Annotated in this window: 10 protein-coding genes and 2 pseudogenes; 9 read left to right on the forward strand and 3 right to left on the reverse strand. The window is 65.0% G+C overall.

The window, feature by feature from the left end:
• Window positions 1–31 precede the first annotated feature (31 nt).
• From ACVISU_RS18920 to ACVISU_RS18940, 5 genes are all read left to right on the forward strand, one after another.
• Complete coding sequence (locus ACVISU_RS18920) at window positions 32–790, forward strand: class I SAM-dependent methyltransferase (protein WP_456707927.1); 759 nt, start codon at window positions 32–34, stop codon at window positions 788–790.
• A 40-nt stretch (window positions 791–830) separates the two neighbouring features.
• Entirely contained in the window at window positions 831–1484 is a 654-nt protein-coding gene (locus ACVISU_RS18925; protein WP_050401846.1) for an ABC transporter ATP-binding protein, read from the forward strand.
• Window positions 1481–3940, forward strand: coding sequence for an ABC transporter permease (locus ACVISU_RS18930; RefSeq protein ID WP_456707928.1), 2460 nt, complete (start codon window positions 1481–1483; stop codon window positions 3938–3940). The genes ACVISU_RS18925 and ACVISU_RS18930 overlap by 4 nt, the downstream gene beginning before the upstream one ends.
• On the forward strand, window positions 3930–5015 hold the full coding sequence (locus tag ACVISU_RS18935; protein ID WP_456707929.1) for a lipocalin-like domain-containing protein: 1086 nt from the start codon (window positions 3930–3932) through the stop codon (window positions 5013–5015). Before ACVISU_RS18930 ends, ACVISU_RS18935 begins: the two co-directional genes overlap by 11 nt.
• Before the next feature lie 90 nt (window positions 5016–5105).
• Window positions 5106–5495 (forward strand): MAPEG family protein, encoded by a 390-nt coding sequence (locus ACVISU_RS18940; protein ID WP_456707930.1) that lies wholly within the window; start codon window positions 5106–5108, stop codon window positions 5493–5495.
• A gap of 84 nt (window positions 5496–5579) precedes the next feature.
• On the opposite strand, the pseudogene ACVISU_RS18945 reads toward ACVISU_RS18940, so the two are convergent.
• From ACVISU_RS18945 to ACVISU_RS18955, 3 genes and pseudogenes are all read right to left on the reverse strand, one after another.
• Window positions 5580–6771 (reverse strand): annotated as a pseudogene (locus ACVISU_RS18945) (ABC transporter substrate-binding protein).
• A gap of 235 nt (window positions 6772–7006) precedes the next feature.
• Window positions 7007–10188 (reverse strand): annotated as a pseudogene (locus ACVISU_RS18950) (efflux RND transporter permease subunit).
• Window positions 10185–11426: an efflux RND transporter periplasmic adaptor subunit gene (locus ACVISU_RS18955; RefSeq protein WP_456710854.1), complete on the reverse strand. Its 1242-nt coding sequence runs from the start codon at window positions 11424–11426 to the stop codon at window positions 10185–10187. The pseudogene ACVISU_RS18950 and the gene ACVISU_RS18955 overlap by 4 nt, the downstream one beginning before the upstream one ends.
• Before the next feature lie 802 nt (window positions 11427–12228).
• On the opposite strand from ACVISU_RS18955, the gene ACVISU_RS18960 reads away from it, so the two are divergent.
• The 4 genes from ACVISU_RS18960 (at window position 12229) to ACVISU_RS18975 (ending at window position 20620) form a co-directional block, all read left to right on the forward strand.
• On the forward strand, window positions 12229–18801 hold the full coding sequence (locus ACVISU_RS18960; RefSeq protein WP_456707931.1) for a hypothetical protein: 6573 nt from the start codon (window positions 12229–12231) through the stop codon (window positions 18799–18801).
• A gap of 268 nt (window positions 18802–19069) precedes the next feature.
• A complete protein-coding gene (locus ACVISU_RS18965) occupies window positions 19070–19567 on the forward strand; it encodes a phage tail protein (RefSeq protein ID WP_050401839.1) in 498 nt (165 codons plus the stop codon).
• 12 nt (window positions 19568–19579) lie between these two features.
• Window positions 19580–20083 (forward strand): phage tail protein, encoded by a 504-nt coding sequence (locus ACVISU_RS18970; RefSeq protein WP_050401838.1) that lies wholly within the window; start codon window positions 19580–19582, stop codon window positions 20081–20083.
• 9 nt (window positions 20084–20092) lie between these two features.
• Window positions 20093–20620, forward strand: a complete 528-nt coding sequence (locus ACVISU_RS18975; protein WP_456707932.1) for a phage tail protein — start codon at window positions 20093–20095, stop codon at window positions 20618–20620.
• Window positions 20621–20626: the final 6 nt, after the last annotated feature.

The raw sequence follows: 20626 nt of genomic DNA on the forward strand, positions 1-20626 counted from the left end.
GTTCGGGGCAACGAAACGCCGGGGTTGTTTCATGAACAGATCGATGCTTCGCGCGGCTGCCTGCGCTGCGCTCGCCACAGCCACGCTGCTCGCCGCACCAGCTGTCCGCGCCGAAGACGCTGCCAGCCCCGACTATGCGGCGATCGTCGCCGCACCCGATCGCAGCGATGCGGATCGCCAGGTCGACCAGCGCCGCCAGCCGGCCAAGATGCTCGCCTTTGCCGGCGTCAAGCCCGGCATGACGATCCTCGACATGGCGGCAAGCGCCGGCTACAGCACCGAACTGTTGGCGCGGACCGTCGCCCCGTCTGGCAAGGTGTACGCCCAGGACTCGGCGACCGTGCTCGAGCGCTTCGTCAAGGACAGGTTCGACACCCGCGCCAAGTCGCCGGCGATGACGAACGTCGTCCATGTCGTGCGCGACTATGACGATCCGATCCCGCCCGAGGTCAACAACCTCGACATGATCACCTTGTTCTTTTTCTATCACGACATCAGCTATCTGCCGGTCGATCGCGCCGCAATGAACAAGAAGATGTTCGCCGCGCTCAAGCCCGGCGGCTTCCTCGTCATCGCCGACCATTCGGCCAAGGCGGGCGAAGGTACCAGCGTCGCCAAGACGCTGCACCGGATCGAGGAGAGCACCCTGAAGCAGGAGATCGAGGCCGCCGGCTTCAGGCTGGTCGCGGAGGGTGATTTCCTGCATCATACGGAGGACCCGAAGGACATTCCCGTCTTCAAGGCGCCGGTGCCGATCGACGAGTTCGTCCTGAAATACCAGAAGCCTTGAATGAGGCACGGCCATCGCTTCATCTGACCAGACCGCCGCGGTGCTTCGCGTCACCGGCCTGACCAAGAGTTACCGCTCTGCCGGCGAAGACGTTGCGGTGCTGCGCGGCGTTGATCTGGCCGTCGCGACCGGCGAGAGCGTGGCGCTGTCAGGTGAATCCGGGAGCGGCAAGAGCACGCTGCTGCATCTGATCGCCGGGCTCGATGCCGCCGACAGCGGCGAGATCAGGCTGGCCGATATCACTGTCTCCGGCCTCAACGACGCCGGCCGCGCCGAGCTGCGCCGCGACCGGCTCGGTCTCGTGTTCCAGCAGTTCAACCTGATCCCGAGCCTGACGGTCGCGGACAATCTCGTGTTCCAGTCCCGCATCGCCGGCCGCCACGATGCGGCCTGGCATGACGAACTGGTCGAGCGCCTTGGCCTCAAGCAGCTCCTGAAGCGCTATCCCGAGCAATTGTCCGGCGGCCAGCAGCAGCGCGTCGCGATCGGCCGCGCGCTGGCGCCGAAGCCGCTGCTGCTGCTCGCCGACGAGCCGACCGGCAACCTCGACGAGGACACTGCCGACGAGGTGCTGCGACTTGCGCGCGATCTGGTCGTTCGCACCGGCTGCGGCTTCCTGATGGTCACCCACAGCGCCCGGCTCGCCGCGACGCTCGACCGCCAGGTCACCCTGCATGGCGGGGTGGTGGCGTGAAGCGCGTCTTGTGGATCCTCGCCGTGCTGCTCAGCCATTGGCGGCGGCATCCGATGCAGCTTGCGACGCTCTTGATCGGGCTGATCTCCGCGACCGCGCTGTGGAGCGGCGTGCAGGCGCTGAACCAGCAGGCCCGGATCTCCTATGACCGCGCCGCCGCGACCTTCGGCGGCGCGCGCACCGCCATGCTGGTCGCCAAAGACAGCGCGACTTTCCCGCAGCAACTGTTCGTCGATCTGCGCCGCGCCGGCTGGCCGGTGTCACCGATGCTGGAGGGCCGCGTCCAGATCGATGGACGCAGCTTCCGCCTGCTCGGCGTCGAGCCGGTGACCTTGCCGTCCGAGGTCGGCAACGCGCCAGCGGTCGGCCGCGGCAGCCTGCTATCCTTCGCCACGCCGCCAGGCGAAATGCTGGTGGCGCCTGAGACGCTGCACGATCTCGGCCTCAAGGAAGGCGACCGGCCGCAGGCCAACGGTTTGAGCTTACCGCCCCTGCGCGTGCAGGCGGAGCTTGCGCCCGGGGCGCTCATCGTCGACATCGGCATCGCGCAGGGCATCCTGAAGATGCCCGGCCAGGTGTCGCGCCTGCTGGTCGGAAAATCCAAGGCGCCGCGCGCGACATTGCAAAGCGTGGCAGGCGAAAAACTTCGCCTGGTCGAGCCGAGCGCCGAAACCGACCTCGAGCGGCTGACCGACAGTTTCCATCTCAACCTCACCGCCTTCGGCCTGCTGTCGTTCTTCGTCGGCCTGTTCATCGTCAACTCCGCGATCGGCCTCGCCTTCGAGCAGCGACTGCCGATGCTGCGTACCTTGCGCGCCTGCGGCGTCTCGGCACGGCTGCTCAACACCGTGCTGGTGATCGAGCTGCTGTCGCTGGCGCTGATCGCCGGCGTGATTGGCCTCGTCTGCGGCTACTTCATCGCGGCGACCTTGCTGCCCGATGTCGCGGCCTCGCTGCGCGGGCTTTATGGCGCGCAGATCCCCGGGCAGCTTTCGCTGAAACCAATCTGGTGGTTCGCCGGCATCGCGATCAGCATCTTGGGCGCGCTCGCAGCCGCCGCGGCGAGCCTTGCCAAGGCGATCCGGATGCCGGTGCTGGCGACGGCGCAGCCGCAGGCCTGGCAGCAGGCGCAACGGCGCTGGCTGCTGTTCCAGAGTGCCGCGGCGCTGGCGGTGTTCGCGGTCGCAGCAATTCTCATCCAGTTCGGCGATTCCCTGATCGCGGGCTTTGCGGTACTGGCTGCGCTGATGCTCGGCGCGGCCTTGATCCTGCCGATGGTGCTGCAGATCACGCTCGCATTCGGCCAGCGCAGCGCGCGGGCGCCGGTCGGCATCTGGTTCTGGGCCGACAGCCGCCAGCAGCTCTCGGGCCTGTCACTGGCGCTGATGGCGCTGTTGCTCGCGCTCGCGGTCAATGTCGGCGTCAGCACCATGGTGGAAAGTTTCAGCCGCACCTTCCTGGTCTGGCTCGACGGCCGCCTCGCAGCCGACGTCTATATCAGCGCGGCAAGCGATGCGCAGGCAAAGGAGATCAAGGGCTGGCTGCGCGATCGGCCGGAGGTTCAGGCGATCCTGCCTGGCGGCCGCGCCGACACCCGGCTTGGCGGCGCGCCGATCGAGGTGCTCGGCCTGCCCGACCACGCCACCTACCGAGACAACTGGCCGTTGCTGGACAGCACGGCGAATGCCTGGGTGCGCTTGCGTCCCGGCGACACCTGCCTGGTCAGCGAGCAGCTGTCGCGACGGATGAAGCTTGCGATCGGCGATCATATCGAGGTCCCCGCCCCCGGCGGCCCCTGGCCGCTCGAGATCGTCGGCATCTACGCCGATTACGGCAACCCCAAGGGCCAGATCGCGGTCAACTTCGCGGCACTGACGCGGCGTTTCCCCCAGACGCCGCAGACCCGGCTCGGGCTCCGCGTCGCGCCGGACAAGATTGCACCGCTGATCACGGCGTTGCAGGAGAAATTCGGTCTTGACGACCGCAATGTCGCCGACCAGGCGACGATGAAGCGGGAATCGAGACGGGTGTTCAACCGTACCTTCTCGGTGACCGCGGCGCTCAACGCCTTCACGCTCGGCGTCGCCGGCATCGCGCTCCTGACCAGCCTGCTGACGCTCGCCAATTCGCGGCTGCCGCAGCTGGCCCCGCTGTGGGCGATCGGCCTGACGCGGCGACGGCTCGCGGCGCTCGAGCTGCTGAAGACCATGGCGGTCGCATTGATCACCGCGCTGTTCGCACTGCCGCTCGGCCTTCTGGTTGCGTGGTGCCTGCTTGCGATCGTCAATGTGAAAGCATTCGGCTGGCGGCTGCCGTTCCAGATCTTCCCGCTGCAGCTGATCGAACTGCTTGCGGTGGCGCTCGCCGCCGCGTTCTGTGCGGCGGCGCTGCCGGTCGCTAGACTGGCGCGCATGCAGCCGGCCAGCCTGATCAGGGTCTTCGTCAATGAGCGCTAGCGGCAAGATCACCCGCCGCGCCTTTGCCGGCGGGGCGCTGGCGCTCGCGCTCGGCGGCAAGGGTCTTGCGCAGGGCTTTGCCGGCCTCGGCGAGAATGCCGAGGGATTTGCCACCGTCGCGCCCGGCAAACAATTCGTATTTCCGATCGACCACGGCCCGCATCCGGAGTTCCGGATCGAGTGGTGGTACGTGACGGCGAACCTCTCCGACGCGAATGGCGCGGCCTATGGCGCACAATGGACGCTATTCCGCCAGGCGATGAAGCCGGGCGGCCCCAGCGAAGGCTGGGCCAACCAGCAGGTCTGGATGGGCCATGCCGCCGTGACCAGCGCCACCACACATCGCTTCAGCGAGACGTTTGCACGCGGCGGCGTTGGGCAGGCCGGGGTCGAGGCGACGCCGTTCCGCGCCTGGATCGACACCTGGGAGATGCACGGGATCGCTCCGTTCGACGCGCAGCGCGTCGCGCCGCTCGAACTCAGGGCCGCGGCCGCCGACTTCAGCACTGCCCTCCGGCTGACTGCGGACCGCCCGCTGGTGCTGCAAGGCGACCATGGCTACAGCCGCAAGTCGGATCGCGGACAGGCCTCCAATTACTACAGCCAGCCATTCTACCGGGCGTCCGGCCGCATCGTCATCGAGGACAGGCCGCTCGACGTTACGGGCATGGCCTGGATGGATCGCGAATGGAGCAGCCAGCCATTGGCGGCGGACCAGACCGGGTGGGACTGGTTCTCGCTCCATCTGCCCGGCGACGAGAAGCTGATGCTGTACCGGCTGCGCCAGACGGACGGCCGCGAGAACCTGTTCGGCAACTGGATCACGCCTGACGGCCGCTCGGCCGAGATTGCGAGCAGCGGCAACAGCATCGCGCCGGTCGCGACCACCGAAATCGACGGCCGCAAGCTGCCGACGTCGTGGCGCGTCAGCCTGCCCGCGCGCGGTCTCGCCATCGAGACCACGCCGCTCAATCCGAAAGCCTGGATGGGAACCAGCTTCCCCTACTGGGAAGGCCCGATCCGCTTTACGGGCAGCCACGTCGGATTAGGTTATCTTGAGATGACCGGATACTAGAGCGGCCCAACAAGAATTCCCGCCAGTCACACCGGCCGCGGTCGTCCCGTCATGACATCGGGGCCAATGCAACAAGAGGACACGTCTGCCATGTATTACTACACGGCCATCGTCACCTGCCTTGCCGTCGCGTTCTATTTCTACACCTCGATCGAGGTGTCGCGCGCCCGTGCCGCCTATGGCATCAAGCTCCCGGCGGTCTCGGGCCATCCGGACTTCGAGCGCGTCTTCCGGATCCAAATGAACACGCTGGAGTGGATGCCGATCTTCCTGCCGTCGCTCTGGCTGTTTGCGATCTATATCGGCGACGTCGCGGCCGCCGCAGTCGGCGTGATCTGGGTCGTCGGCCGCATCGTTTATTTCATCGGCTATCGCGAGGCGGTGGCGAAGCGCAGCCGCGGATTTGGCATCCAGGCGATGGCCGCGATCATTCTATGGATCGGCGCGCTCGGCGGCGCGGCGTGGCGGGTGGTGCATTGAAGGCGCGACCACACCTCCGCTGTCGTCCCGGCGAAGGCCAGGCAAAGGCCGGGACGACAGTTGTGTTGTTTCAACAGCTCCGCATCACTTGGTCAGCGGGCAGCCGCTTTCCTTGGCGGTGAAGAACGCCTTGTCGCCGGGCACCACGGCGAGCTGCTTATAATAGTCCCAGGGCTTCTTCGACTCCGAAGGCTTCTTGACCTCGAACAGATAGAGGTCATGCACCATGCGGCCGTTCGCGAGCACCTTGCCCTTGGCGAAGGCGTCATCGACCGGCAGCTCCTTCAGCTTGGCGGCAACCGCCTCGCTGTCCTTGGTGCCGGCGGCCTTCACCGCCTTCAAATAGCTCAGCGTCGCCGAATAGGTGCCGGCATGGATCATGCTCGGCATCCGGCCGGTGCGCTTGAAGAAGCGCTCGCTGAAGGCGCGCGAAGCATCGTCGTGGTCCCAATAGAAGCCCTCGGTGAGCACGAGACCCTGCGCCGCTTCGAGCCCGAGACCGTGCACCTCCGACAGCGTCATCAACAGGCCGGCGAGCTTCTGGCCGCCGCGCACGATGCCGAACTCGGCCGCCTGCTTGATCGAGTTGGTGGTGTCGAGGCCGGCGTTGGCAAGCCCGATGATCTTGGCCTTCGAGCTCTGCGCCTGCAGCAGGAACGACGAGAAGTCGGACGAGTTGAGCGGCACGCGGACCGAGCCAACCACCTTGCCACCCTTCGAGGCGACGATGTCGCTGGTGTCCTTTTCCAGCGCGTAGCCGAACGCGTAGTCGGCGGTCAGGAAGAACCAAGTGTCTCCGCCCGCTTCCGTCAACGCGCCCCCGGTGCCGACCGCGAGCGCGCGGGTGTCGTAGGCCCAGTGGAAGCTGTAGGGCGTGCAGGCATCGCCTGAAATGCGCGAGGTCGCCCGCGCCCACCACGATGTCGATCTTCTTCTTTTCCTTCGACAGCTCCTGCACCGCGAGCGCGACCGACGACGTGGTGAGCTCGGTGATCATGTCGACGTTCTCGACCTCGTACCAGCGCCGCGCGATCGCGGTCGCAAGGTCCGGCTTGTTCTGATGGTCGGCGGTGACGATCTCGATCTTCTGTCCCAGCACCTCGCCGCCGAAATCCTCGACCGCCATCCGCGCCGCTTCGAGCGAATATTTGCCGCCGTAATCGGCGTAGACGCCCGACTGGTCGTTCAGGATGCCGATCTTGACACCCTGGGCCATTGCCGGCGCCGCCAGCATCAAGCTGCATGCCGCAACCGCAGCCAAAAATCCCGACTTCATTGTTATGTTCTCCCAGCAGTCTTTCATCAGGAAAAATCGGCGCGACATTATTTTATAACCTGGCTGCTGCCCACCGATTTCAGTTCAGCCAATAGTATGGGCATGCAAAGCCTTTCCTCCGTCATTCCGGGGCGCGCGCAGCGCGAGCCCGGAATCCATCAGGCCGCATACCCAAGACGATAAATGGATTCCGGGCTCACCGCTGCGCGGTGCCCCGGAATGACGACGGGGAGGGTTATGCTCCACCCGCCACGGTCGCCGCTGGCTCCTTCGGCTTGCCCTCGTTCTTTCCTTCCGCGAGGTTGCGCACCACCATGTAGAAGATCGGGGTGAAGACAAGGCCGAACAGGGTGACGCCGAGCATGCCGAAGAACACGGCGACGCCGACCGCCTGGCGCATCTCCGAGCCCGATCCGGTCGACAGCACCAGCGGCAGCACGCCGAGGATAAAGGCGAACGACGTCATCAGGATCGGCCGCAGACGGAGCCGGCAGGCCTCGATCACCGCCTCCAGCCGTGGCCGGCCCTCGAGTTCGATATCGCGCGCGAACTCGACGATCAGGATCGCGTTCTTGGCGGCAAGTCCCACCAGCACCACGAAGCCGATCTGGGTCAGGATGTTGACATCCTGGCCCATGATGCGCACGCCGATCGTGGCCGCGAACAGGCACATCGGCACGATCAGGATCACCGCGAACGGCAGTGTCCAGCTGCCATATTGCGCGGCCAGCACCAGATAGACGAACAGCACGCAGATCGGGAACACGTAGAGGCCGGCATTGGCGCCGTTGACCTGCTGGTAGGACAGATCGGTCCATTCGAACGAGAAGCCGCTCGGCAAGGTTTCGTCGGCGATCTTCTTGATGGTGTTGAGCGCCGTCGTCGAGCTGACGCCCGGCGCCGGTTCACCCTGCAGTTCGGACGCCGAGTAGAGATTGTAGCGGGCGACGCGGTCGGGACCCGAAATGTCCTTGAAGTCGACGACGCTGCCGAGCATCACCATGTCGCCATTGGCGTTGCGGGTGCGCAGCCGCGACAGGTCGGTGGTCTCCTTGCGGAACGGCAGATCGGCCTGCGCGGTGACGTGGTAGGTGCGGCCGAACAGGTTGAAGTCGTTGACATAGGTCGAGCCGAAATAGGTCTCGATCGTGTCGGTGATATTGGCGATGGGAACGCCGAGCTTCTGCGCCTTGACCCGATCGATATCGACGAACAGCTGCGGCGTGTTCGCTGAGTACGGCGAGAACACCGACGTGAGGCTCGGCGACTTGCGCGCGGCCAACACCAGTTCGTCGGTCGCGGACGCCAGCAGTTCGGGCCCGCGCCCCTGCCGATCCTGGACACGGATGGTGAAGCCACCGCCGGTGCCGATACCGGGCACGGCCGGCGGCGGAATGACGATGATGAAAGCGCCCTGGATCACCGACAGCCGCTTGCGCAGCTCGGCCGTGATCGCGGTCGCCGTCAGCCCCTTCTTCAGGCGCGCCTCCGGCTCGTCGAACACCGGGAACAGCGCCGCGGCATTGCCCGCCTGCGTGCGCGTCGCGCCGGAGAAGCCGGCGAACGCCGCGACGCGAACGATGCCGGGCGTATCCAGCGCAATCCGCTCGATCTCGCGCACCACTGCCGTGGTCCGCGCCAGCGACGCGGCGCCCGGCAACTGCGCCGAGATGATGACGTAGCCGCGGTCCTGCGCCGGGATGAAGCCCTGCGAAGTGGTCGCGAGCAGCCAGCCGGCGCTGCCGATCAAGACGAGGTAGATCGCGACCATGACCACGGTGTGCCGGATCACGAAGTCGGCGACCGCCGCATAGCCATGCGCCAGCCGGTCGAACACGCGGTTGAACAGCGCGGTGAAGCTGTCCCAGCCGCGCGCGATGACGTTCCAGCGGGCCGGCGGGCGCTTCTCCTCGTGCGGCACCAGGATCTGCGAGGCCAGTGCCGGCGACAGCGTCAGCGAGCAGAAGCAGGAGATCGCGGTCGCGACCGCGATGGTCACGGCGAATTGCTGGAAGAACTGTCCGGAGATGCCGCCGAGGAAGGCGGTCGGCACGAACACCGCGCACAGCACCAGCGCGATCGAGACCAGCGCGCCGCCGACCTCCTCCATGGTCTTGAGCGCGGCCTCGCGCGCCTGGACATGCCGTGCTCGAGATGCCGCTCGACATTCTCGACCACGACGATGGCGTCGTCGACCACGATGCCGACCGCGAGCACCAGACCGAATAAGGTCAGATTGTTGATCGAGAAGCCTAGCGCGGCCATCACCGCGAAGGTGCCAACCAGCGACACCGGGATCGCGATGATCGGAATGATCGCAGGCCGCCAGCCCTGCAGGAACACCAGCACCACGATGACGACGAGCGCCATCGCTTCATAGATCGTCTTGATCAGTTCATGGACCGATTGGGCGATGAATTCGGTCGGGTTGTAGCCGATGTTGTAGTCGAGCCCCTTCGGGAAACCCGCCTTCATCCGCTCCATCGTGTCGGAGATGCTCTTGGCGGTGGCGAGCGCGTTCGATCCGGGCCGCTGCGTCACCAGCAGGGCGACGGCGGATTTGCGCAGCAGGAAGCTGTTGGTAGCGTAGGACAGCGCACCGAGCTCGACGCGGGCGACGTCGCGCAGGCGCACAGTGCGGCCGTCTGAGCCGGCCTTCACCACGATGTCCTCGAACTGCCTGATATCCTTGAGGCGGCCGGTGAACACGAGATTGGGCTGGAAGGCGCGATCGGCGATCGGCGGCTCGGCGATCTGGCCGCCGGCGATCTGCAGGTTCTGCGCCCGGATCGCCGCCAGCACCTCGGCCGAGGTCAGACCGAGATTGGCAATCCGGTCGGGGTCGAGCCACAGCCGCATCGAATAGTCGCGCGCGCCGAACATCTGGATGTCGCCGACGCCGTCGAGCCGCAACAGCTGGTCGCGGACCTGCAGCAGCGCGTAGTTGGAAATGTAGAGCTGGTCGAACGTGTCGTCGGGCGACAGCATGAACACGACCATCAGGATGTCGGGCGAGTTCTTGCGGGTGACGACGCCGTTGCGCTGGACCTCCTCGGGCAGCCGCGGCTGCGCGATCGCAACGCGGTTCTGCACCAGCACCTGGGCCTTGTCGAGGTCGGTGCCGAGCTTGAAGGTCGCGGTGATGGTGAGCTGGCCGTTCGACGTCGCCTGGCTGTAGAGATACAGCATGTCCTCGACGCCGTTGATCTCCTGCTCGATCGGAGCGGCGACGGTGTCGGACACGGTCTGCGCCGAGGCGCCCGGGTACTGCGTGGTGACGGTGACGGTCGGCGGCACCACTTGCGGATATTCCGAGACCGGCAGCGTCGGATAGGCAATCGCGCCGACGATCAGCAGCACGATCGACAGCACCATCGCGAGGATGGGCTGGTTGATGGAGAGCCTGCCGAGATTCATGGCTTGGCACCTGCCGCCGGCTTGACAGCTTCCGCGGGCTTGGTGTCTGCCGCGGGCGCCTGGGCCATTTTCGGCGTCACCTTGGCGCCGACGCGGGCGCGCTGCAGGCCGTCGACGATCACATGGTCCTCCGGCTTGAGCCCCTCGCGGATCACGCGCAGGCCCTCATCCAGCGGCCCGAGCGTGACCGCTCGGGCTTCCACCGTGTTGTCGTCCTTGACCACGAACACGATCTTGCGCGACTGGTCGGTGGCAACAGCGGTATCCGGGATCAGCAGCGCCTCGTAGGGCGAGGAGCCGATCAGACGCACGCGGCCGAACTGGCCGGGCAGGATCGAGAGATCCTTGTTCGGAATCACCGCGCGGCTGCGCAGCGTCGCGGTGGAGACGTCGAGGCGGTTGTCGAGGAAGTCCATCTTGCCCTCATGCGAGGGCTTGGTCTCGCCGGTCAGCGTCACCTGCACCGGGTTCGCGGTATCCCGCGAGCTCGGCCGCCGGCCTTCGAACCACAGCTTGCTGTTGCGCTGATAGGTCGCCTCGTCGACGTCGAAATAGATGTAGATCGGATCGAGCGACACGATCGAGGTCAAGAGCGTCGCACCGCCCTCGCTGCCCTGCACCAGATTGCCGGGGGTCACCAGATGCCGGCTGACGCGGCCGGTGATCGGCGCCAGCACGTGGGTGAATTCGACGTTGAGCTGGGCGGCCTTCAGCGTGCCCTCGGCCTGCGTCTCGGCGGCGCGCGCCGCCTGCAACGCCTGGCGGCGCTGATCGACGACCTGCTCGGAGACCGCGCTGGTCTGCACCAGGTTGAGCCCGCGCTCGAGATCCCGCTTGGCAAGCTCGCCCTTGGCCCGCGCGTCGGCGAGCTGACCTTCGGCCTGCAGCACGACCGCCTCGAACGGCCGCGGATCGATGATGTAGAGCAGATCGCCGGCATGGACGATCGCACCATCCTTGAACTCGACACTGTTGACGAAGCCGCCGACGCGGGCGCGGACCTGGACCTCCTCGATCGCCTCGAAGCGGCCGGTGAATTCGTCCCAATCGGTGACGGTGCGCTTGACCGGCTGCGCGACGGTCACGGGCGGTGCCGGCGGCGCGGCCTGCGATTGCGCAGTCTTGTCGTCGCAGCCGCCGAGCGCCAGCACGGCCAACAGCCCGATCGGCGCGAGACCGCGCCGGCACGCCCTGACGAATCCCTGGCGGCGAAGCGAACGCGGCTCGGCACCGTTCACCGGAGCCGGACGCTCCGTTCTGTCAATTGAACTCAATTCGCTCTCCCCCAAAAAGACCACGAAGCACGCCGACCAAATCAGGCCTACCAAAGTCGCAACTGAAATTGCGGTGATTCAACACGGATGGACCACCGCAATGTCGCGGCAGCGGACGTCACAGATGTAGCCGCACCCCAGTCTGTTCAAGATGGCCGCCGGATCAAGCGAATAGTTTCGTAGTCTGAAAGCCTTACGACACGCTCGCGAAACCGTGACGACGAAAAGGGGCAGTTTGGCTGGCCTATCGGAGCGGCTAGGTCACAGACGGCCCGCCCCGAATCAATCACAACGCGAGCTTGCTTCACAGATTCGTTACATCGCACCGGAGTCCAATTTTGGCACGGACACCTGCGGCCCACAGCAGCCAGGGTTAACCAGGTTCCAGCACTCTACCTCTCGCTGCACGGCGGAATCGCCGTTGGCGGCATCGGTTGTCATTCGCACACACATTGACACTCGGAAGCATCGCCAATACGGTCATGGTTGCCAAAGCATGAATATTGTTGGCCGGCCGCTTTTTTCTCGAACATTCATGGTGTTTTGTCGCGGCGCGAGTGTGTGAAAGCGACTACGTCAATGGCAAGCGCATTTGACCTTGCTGAAGCCACGGCTGCGCTGAGATCGCGGCTTTCTCGAATTGCAGGCGGCTTGGCGCGATCGCCGATCGCGAGCAGTCAACTTCAACGTGTGAACGGCTTCACACCTCATCGTCCCCAACAATCGTAGATATTGATCGGCTTCCACGCCGATCGCGGGAGTGCTCATGACGACCATACCTGCTTATACAATCGGTGGTTTAACGCGCCCCGAACTTCAGCTTGATTCGACCGGTCATATCGTCCTCGACGCGGCCGCCCAGGCGTTCGCCGACACGTATGGTCTGCAATATCTGTACCTCGGCTGCCCTCCCGGCACGCTGTGGCCCCCGGTCACCGACCAGCTGTCGGCTCCGATCGACGCCAATGCGGGAAATAACACGGTCATCGAGGGCGCCGCGGCCAACACGCTCGTCAACATCACGGCGCTGGCCACCAGCAGCAGCGGCCATGCCGTCACCTATTCGCTGATCGGCGACAGCTCCGGCGGCGGATTCAAGATCGATCCGAACACCGGCGTGGTGACGGTCGCCGATCCCACCAAGATCAATTACGTGACCAGCCCTGGCCATGCCTACACCATCACGGTTCAGGCGAGCGACGGTCTTGCGACGAGCGCGCAGAGTTTTGCCATCGCGGTCACCGACGTTGCGCCGTCCACTCCCGTCGACAGCAATGCGGCGGCCAACAAGGTCGCGGAAGGCGCGGTGGCCGGCACGGCTGTGGGCATCACCGCGACCTCGGCCGACATGAATCCGGTGACCTACAGCCTGACTGGCGACAGTTCGGGCGGAGGCTTCACGATCAATGCCACGACAGGTGTCATCACCGTCGCCGATCCCAGCAAGATCAACTACGTCACCGCGCCGGGTCACGCCTATACCGTCACCGCGACCGCGAGCGACGGCACCTTGAGTAGTTCGCAGACCTTCTCGATCGATGTGACCTTGGGTGCGGCAACTCACTTTGCCGTGAGCATTCCGGCCAACGGCGCAGCGGGGACGCCGGGCACGGTCACCGTCACCGCGCTCGACGCCTTGAACCACGTCGTCACCAATTACACGGGCACGGTCCACTTCAGGTCAACCGACAGCCACGCCGCGCTGCCGGCCGACGTGACGTTGACCAACGGCACCGGCAGCTTCAGCGAAACCCTCGACACCGCCGGCAGCCAGACCATCACCGCGACCGACACGGTGACCGGCATCACCGGCACGTCGAATGCCGAAGCCGTCACGCCCGGCGCCGCCACGCACTTCGCGGTGAGCCTTCCGGCCAATGGCACGGCGGGAACACCAGGCTCGTTCACGGTCACCGCGCTCGATGCCTTCAACAACGTCGCCACCGGCTACATCGGCACGGTGCATTTCTCGTCGAGCGACGGCAGCGCCACGCTGCCGACCGACATGACGTTGACCAACGGCACCGGCACCTTCAGCGAAACATTCAAGACCGCCGGCAACCAGACCATCACCGCGAACGATCTGGTCATCCCCGCCATCGCCGGCTCATCGAACACCGAAGCCGTTGCGGGCGGCGCCGCCACCCGTCTTGTGGTCAGCATTCCGGCGAGCGGAGCCGCGGGGACACCAGGTTTGGTCACCGTCGCCGCATTCGATGCCTTCGGCAACGTCGCCACGGGCTATTCGGGCACCGTGCACTTCACATCGAGCGATGGTCATGCCGTGCTGCCCGCCGACATGACGCTGACCAACGGCACCGGCAGCTTCAGCGAAACATTCGAGACGGTCGGCAGCCAGACCATCACGGCCACGGACACGGTCAGCGCCATCACCAGCACCTCGAATGCGGAGACCGTGACGCCGGGTCCCGTCACGCATTTCTCGATCAGCATTCCGGGCAGCAGCACGGCGGGAATCGCAGGTTCGGGCACCGTGACCGCGCTCGACGCCTTCGGCAACGTCGTCACCGGTTACACCGGAACCGTGCACTTCACGTCGACCGACGGCCATGCGGTTCTGCCGGCCGACATGACGCTGACCAACGGCACGGCCACCTTCAGCGAGACGCTCGACACCGCCGGAAGCCAGACCATCACCGCGACCGACACGGTGACGAGCACGATTACAGGCACCTCGAATGCCGAAGCCGTGACGGCGGCCGCCGCCACGCATTTTGCAGTCAGCATCCCGGGCAGCGGCTCAGCCGGCACCCCAGGTTCGGGCACGGTGACCGCGCTCGATGCCTTCGGCAACGTCGTCCTCGGCTACACCGGAACCGTGCACTTCACATCGACCGACGGCAGCGCCGTGCTGCCGGCCGACATGACGTTGACCAATGGCACCGGGACCTTCAACGAGACTTTCGATACCTCCGGCAGCCAGACCATCACCGCCACCGACACGGTCAGCGCCATCACCGGCACGTCGAATGCCGAAAACGTCGCGCCCGGCCCAGCCACCCATTTTGCGGTAAGCATCCCGGCCAACGGCCGCGCCGACGTTGCGGGATCGGTCACCGTCACGGCGCTCGATGCCCATGGCAACATCGCCACCGGCTACACCGGCACCGTGCACTTTACATCGAGCGATCCCACCGCCGTGCTGCCGTCCGACGCGACGCTGACCGGCGGCACCGGCACCTTCACCGAAAAGTTCGAGACCGCCGGAAGCCAGACCATCACCGCGACCGACACGGTCAGTGCCGGCGTCACCGGCACGTCAAACACCGAGACCGTGGCCCCTCCGGACGCTCCGCCCGTCGTGACCGGCGGCCATATCCTGAACTACATCGAAGGGCAGGCCGCCACCGCATTCGATCCGGCGCTGACGGTCACCGATGCCGACAGCGCAACGCTCGATCATGTGACGGTGCAGATCACCGGCAACTATTTCAACGGCCAGGATATACTCGCTTTCGTCAACACCGCGCACATCGTCGGCGCATGGGACGCCTTGCACGGTGAGTTGACCCTGACCGGCACCGCCGGCTCCACCGTCGCCGACTTCCAGACCGCGCTGGATTCGATCACTTACTTCAACTCCAGCAACAACCCGTCCGGCCTGGCCCGCACGGTGACCATCACCGCCAATGACGGGACTCTCGACGGCACGCCTGCGACCGACACCATCGACGTCACCCCGGTCAACAACCCGCCGGTGGTGACAATTGGCGCCATCACCAACTTCAGCGAGCCGCCGGTCGGCACGCCGCCGGCGAATTCGATCCCGGTCACGATCGCCCCGAACCTCACGATCACCGACGTCGACAGCACCAACCTGATCAGCGCGACCTTCGAGCTGACCGACCTCAAGCCGTCGGACGCGCTGTCGATCGCAGGTCACGCCGGCACCAGCGGTGACATCGGCAACATTCACTTCGACATCACCAGCACGGCTACCACCGAAACCGTCACCCTGACCGGGACCGACACGATCGCGCACTACAACGCGGTGCTCGACGCGGTCCAGTTCAACAACACCGGCGAGCCCCCCGACACCACGGCGCGCACCTATACCGTGACCGCCGTCGACGACGGCGGCACCGCGAACGGCGGCAACGACACCGGGTCGGCATCCGCAACCCAGACCGTTACCGCAATCGACGATCCGCCGACCGCGACGGTGCCTTCGGATTCATCGGTCGGGACAGCTTTTTCGCACACCAACCTCGCGATATCGGGGCTCTCGGTCGCCGACATCGATTCTGCAGGCGGCAACGAAACCGCAACGATCACTTCGAACCACGGCGCGCTGTCGTTCGATACCACCGGACTTGCGGGTTTCACCAACAACGGCTCCCATACCGTCACCCTGACGGGGACGATCGCGCAGCTCAACACCGCGCTGGCGACGCTGACCTACAACAGCGACGACGGTTTCACCGGCAGCGACACGGTTTCCCTGAACATCAACGACAATGGCCATACCGGCAGCGGCGGGCCGCTCTCGTCGGGGCCGCAGAGCTTTCACGTCGGCGTCGTGCCGCAGGTGTTCTACATCGACAATTCGGCAACGAGCAGCCACAACCTCGGCACCCAGGCCGATCCGTACACCTCGATCGCCGCCTTCAACGCGGCGAATCCGGCCGGCTCCGGCGACTATGTCGTACTCGAGCACGGCACCGGCACCTATAGCGAAGCCAACGGCATCAATCTGGCCAACGGCGTCAACCTGATCGGCGGCAGCCATACCCTGACGTTCACCAATCCGGTGACCAACCAGCTGGTCACCGCGAATGTCGGCTCGGGCGCCGATCCGGTGATCCATGTCACCGGCGCCGACAACGGCATCGACCTGCTCGGCACCACGGGTCACACGATCACCGGCGTCAGCATCGATACTTCGGCCTCGACCGGTATCGGCATCAGCGACGACGGCAACAATGTCGGCACCGTCACGATGTCCGACATCGTGATCAAGACGGCCAGTGGCGCCGGCTTGAGCTTCACCCATGGCGGCACCATCACCGTTACCGGCAGCAACAACAACATCACGTCGACGACCGGCACCGCCCTCGATGTCGAGCACACCAACATCGGCACCGGCAGTCTCACTTTCAAGAGCATTTCGGCGACAGGCTCGTCGGGCAATGCAGGCATCATTCTCGACACGACGGGAACGGCCGGCGGGCTCACGGTCACCGGGACCGGCTCCGCGGGATCCGGTGGCACGATCAACAACAAGACCGGCGGCGATATCCTGAGCGGTACCGACGCCGGCGGGCAAACCACGTCGGGCGATGGCGGCACCGGCATTTTCCTCCACAACACCACCAACGTGTCGCTGACTGACATGGCGCTGCACGACTTCAGCAACTTCGCGATCTACGGCAATGGAGTCACCAATTTCACGCTCGCCAACAGCGCGATCAGCGGCACCAACGGCACCACCAATGCCGGCGACCGCGAGGAAAGCAGCATCCGGTTCGACAATCTGCTCGGCACCGCGTCGATTACGGGATCGAGCATTTCGGGCGGCTTCACCCAGAATGTCGATCTCTACAACACCAGCGGCACCTTGAATCGCCTGACCATGGACAGCGACACGTTCGGCCTGATCGGCTCGAGCGGCAACGACAACGTTCTGGGCCAAGTCTACAACTCCGCGACCGCCAACTACACCGTGACCAACAGCACGTTTTCCGGCACGCGGTCCGACTTCATCGCGTTCGCCGCCAACAACAATTCGTCGATGGACGCCGTGGTGCGGAGCAACACCTTCCACAACGGCGAGGCGATCGTTCCCGGCGGCGGCACGGCCGTCCATATCGCCAGCGGATCCGGCGGCAATGTCTCCGCCGCGACCACCACGTTCGACATCTCGCACAACATCCTGACCGACGGCGGCGCCAACGCCTTCGATACCGTGGGCATCTTCGTCTCGAAGGGCCAGGACAACGGCACCATGTCCGGCACCATCGCCAGCAACGATATCGGCCCGGCGAAAGTGGGATCCAACTCCGACGGCATCTTCGTCCGCGACGCAGGCGCCGGCAGCCTGACGACGCTGATCCAGAACAACACGATCACCGGCGTCGGCGACGCCGGCATCGCGCTGCAGAACAACGACGGCAGCTCGACCCTCAACGCCACGCTCTACGGCAACTCGGTATCGTCGCCGACCTCCAACAGTCCGTTCGCGGCCCTCGATGTCGAGAACGGCGCGACGGCGACAGACACCAGCACGACGAATATCGTCATCGGCATGGGTGGGGGCGGCACGGGCAGCAAGAATACGCTGAACCATAGCACGCTCTACGCCACCGACGTCGAGTTGAGCAACTTCAACGCCAGCACCCATCTGAACCTCTCGAAGAACGGCTCGACATCGGGCACCGCCGCAGGCGTCATCACCGACGACAACACCAGCACCACGGGCGGCATCACCGTCGACACCACGGGCGGCAACGGCACGACGACGCTGGTCAGCACGCTGCCGACGCTTCCCGCGGTGGTCGCACCATTGCTCGCCGAAGCGGGCGGCGTTCAGGCACCGACTCCGAGCACAGGTGAGATGCACCTGACACAGGCCGAACTCAGTTCGGTGGTGTCGGCGGCGATCGCAGAATGGGCAAGCGTGGGCGCCAACGCGACGCAGCTCGCCCTGCTGCATGCTGCATCCTTCAGCGTTGCCGATCTCGCCGGCCAGATTGTCGGTCAGGAAGGCGGCCTGCAGATCACGATCGACACCGATGCCGCCGGCCACGGCTGGTTCATCGACCCTACCCTGTCGGACAATTTCGAATTCACCAACGCCCTCAACGCCGCCGGCACCGATCTCCTGACCGATCCGTCGAAGGCGGCTGCGGGTCATCTCGATCTGCTGACCACCGTGGTCCACGAACTGGGTCACGTGCTCGGCCTCCCCGACTCCGTTTCGCCATCCGACGCCAACAGCCTGATGTACATCGGCCTCGCCGACGGTGAGCGCCGGCTTGCCACTGCATCGGATGTCGCCCAATCCAATACGGCCCTGCAAAAGGCGATGCCCATGCAAGGCACCTCTACCTCGAACCAGCAAACCACTACTTCGCAGACCACCGGTACGCCCAAGGTGACCAGCGGCGACAGCTTCGACTTCTCGTCATTGACCCAGACGCAGTCGCAGACCAACAAAAGCCATACGGACCTGACGGCGAACACTCAGACCTTGTCCGATCTGTTCGGCGGGCATTCCAGTGCCGCGACCCCATGGTGGGCCGGTCACGAAATGACCTATGCCGCGATGGGTGGCAACCTGATCGATCATCTCCAGACCCATCACGATCTGGTGGTTTGATCGAGGGTAGCAACAGGTTCCGGAACGATCCGGCAGGCGTTTCGATTCGGTCGCGCCGCATCGCGGCAATCGTCGTCGCGAAGCGCCACGTCATCGCAACGACATCCGCGCGTCATGCGCTCGAACAAAAATCACAAAACTCGGACAATCGTTTAGGTTGCACTTGGCGCAAAACACGCTATCGTGCACGCGTTGTCGCGCGACCGCATTTGCCTTGCATTTTCGGTAATTGAGTCACTGACGAGACGGATCGTCTGACGGAGGATCGATGTCCCTACCGTTTCTCTCTGAAATCAGGATGATGTCGTTCAACTTTGCGCCGAAAGGCTGGGCCTTTTGCAATGGCCAGTTGCTGCCGATCAATCAGAACCAGGCGCTGTACTCGTTGCTCGGCACGACCTATGGCGGCAATGGCCAGACGAATTTCGCGCTGCCCAACCTGCAGGGCAAAGTGCCGCTGCATGCGGGGTCGGGATTCACGATCGGGCAGACCGGCGGTGAAACGTCTCACACGCTATCGATCGCCGAGATGCCCCAGCATCCGCACACGTTTCAGGGCACAACCAACGGCGCCGACAACGCAGCGGTCACCAACAATCTGATGGCGACGTCGGCCAATCTCTACACCGCTGCCGCCAATCTGACGACGCTGGACCCGAGCACCGTCGGCAATGCCGGTGGCTCGCAACCCCACGAGAACATGCAGCCCTATCTCACGCTGAACTTCTGCATCGCATTGCAGGGCATCTTCCCCTCCCGGACCTAAAGGACGCGCGCCATGGGCCAGCCTTACGTCGGCGAGATTCGCATGTTCGGCGGCAATTTTGCGCCGGCCGGCTGGATGCTCTGCCAGGGACAGCTCCTGCCGATCGACCAGTACGCCGCCTTGTACAATCTGATCGGGACCACCTATGGCGGTGACGGCCAGCAGACATTCGCGCTGCCGAACCTGCAGGGGCGCCTACCGTTGCACCAGGGCAGCGGCTTCACCCTCGGGCAGAGCGGTGGCTCCGAACAGGTGACGCTGACCACCCAGCAACTGCCCATCCACAATCACCCGATGGCGGCATCCCTGAACAACGCGACCGGCAACACGGTGACGGGCAATGTCGTGGGCGCGGTGGGAGCGACCCAGATTTACCGCGAGGTCGCGGCCGCTTCGCCGATGGCGAGCCAGGCGTGCTCGTTCGTCGGCGGCAGCCAGCCGCACGACAACATGCAACCCTACCTCTGCTACAACTTCATCATTTCACTGTTCGGCGTTTACCCGAGCCCGAACTAGGACGGGACCATGTCTGATCAATTCCTGGCCGAGATCCGCATTTTTCCGTTCGACTTCGCGCCGTTGGGATGGGCCATCTGCAACGGGCAACTCATGCCGATCTCGCAGAACACCGCACTTTTCTCCCTGCTCGGTACCTACTATGGCGGCGACGGCAGGAGTACCTTTGCGTTGCCCAACCTGCAAGGCAGCGTGCCGATGCAGCAGGGGCAGAGCTCCTCCGGCACCTTCTACGACATCGGACAGTCCGCCGGCACGACGACCGTGACCCTGCTGCAAAGCCAGATGCCCCAGCACAATCACGGAGTCTTGGGCAATATCAATCAGTCTCAGCTTGCCACCCCCGGTCCGACACGATCCCTTGCACGTGCAAGCCCGGGACAGGCCTACACAGCGACGCTGACCAACATTTCGCCGTTCTCAACGACAAGTTCTATTCTGCCGAACGGCGGCAACCAGCCCCACAACAACCTGATGCCCTATCTCACGTTGAATTTCTGCATCGCGTTGCAGGGCATTTTCCCGCCGCGTGGCTGAACCCGT

The sequence above is a fragment of the Bradyrhizobium sp. USDA 4452 genome (assembly GCF_054063575.1).